The following is a 749-nucleotide window of genomic DNA, read 5'->3' as shown; positions in this document are numbered from 1 at the left end:
CGGAAGCCGCGGATGAGGTCGAGCAGGTCCTCGGTGTCGTTGGCCAGCGTCTCGGCCGATGCCGTGGTTTCCTCGGCCATGGCGGCGTTCTGCTGGGTGGCGGCGTCGAGCTGGTTCATCGAGGATGAGATCGAGCGCAGCGTCGTGTCCTGTTCGGAGGCGCTGTGGGCGATCTTCGAGACGATCTCGTTGGCCGCCTTGATCTGGTCGGAGATGCGCTTCAGGGCTTCCCCGGTTTCGCCGACCAGGCGCACACCCTGGTTGACCTGGCCGGAGGAGCGGGCGATCTGGTCCTTGATTTCCTTGGCGGCCGCCGCCGAGCGCTGCGCCAGTTCGCGGACCTCCTGGGCGACGACGGCAAAGCCCTTGCCGCTTTCGCCGGCCCTTGCCGCTTCGACGCCGGCATTCAGCGCCAAAAGGTTGGTCTGGAAGGCGATCTCGTCGATGACGCCGATGATCTTGCCGATCTCGTCGGAGGATTTCTCGATGCCGCTCATGGCCTCGATCGCCTGGGCGACGACGGCATCGCTGCGCGAGGCCTCGGTGCTGACGGTGTGGACCCGCTTGCTGGCCTCATGCGCGCCTTCGGCCGTCTGGCGCACGGCGACGGTGAGCTGGTCAAGGGCGGCCGAGGTTTCCTCCAGGCTGGCGGCCTGGCGCTCGGTGCGCTGCGACAGTTCGCTGGAGGCGCGGCGGATCTCTTCCTTGGAGACGCCGATGTCGTTGCCCTTGGCGTTGACGCGGCCCAT

At 67.4% G+C, this 749-nt stretch carries 1 protein-coding gene; it reads right to left on the bottom strand.

Going from position 1 to position 749, the window contains the following annotated elements:
• A partial coding sequence (locus tag CPY51_RS04825) for a methyl-accepting chemotaxis protein (protein ID WP_146260071.1) occupies positions 1–749 on the bottom strand: 749 nt, incomplete at both ends.

The organism is Arminella tubonensis, assembly GCF_003240585.1.
Taxonomy (GTDB): Bacteria; Pseudomonadota; Alphaproteobacteria; order Rhizobiales; family Rhizobiaceae; genus Rhizobium; species Rhizobium tubonense.
The sequence above is the reverse complement of the archived record's forward strand: the minus strand, read 5'-3'. Positions and strand labels throughout refer to the sequence as shown.